Genomic DNA, 313 nt, shown 5'->3' with positions numbered 1-313 from the left:
TGATCCAGAGATCTCCGAATGGGGAAACCCAGCATGAGTTATGTCATGTTATCCATATATGAATACATAGTATATGAGAAGGCACACCCGGAGAACTGAAACATCTAAGTACCCGGAGGAAGAGAAAGAAAACTCGATTCCCTGAGTAGCGGCGAGCGAAACGGGAAGAGCCCAAACCAGGATGCTTGCATCCTGGGGTTGTAGGACACTCAACACGGAGTTACAAAGGAACGATTTAGACGAATGGCTTTGGAAAAGCCAACCAGAGAAGGTAAAGGTCCTGTAGTCGAAAAGTCGTCCCCTCCTGAGTGGA

The 313-nt window shown here is 47.6% G+C and carries 1 rRNA gene; it reads left to right on the top strand.

Annotated elements, in window-relative coordinates:
- A 23S ribosomal RNA gene (locus tag ERX29_RS10895) occupies positions 1-313 on the top strand; the annotation flags it as partial.

The organism is Macrococcus lamae, assembly GCF_004359545.1.
GTDB lineage: Bacteria > Bacillota > Bacilli > Staphylococcales > Staphylococcaceae > Macrococcus > Macrococcus lamae.
This window is presented reverse-complemented; position numbering and strand designations above follow the sequence as displayed.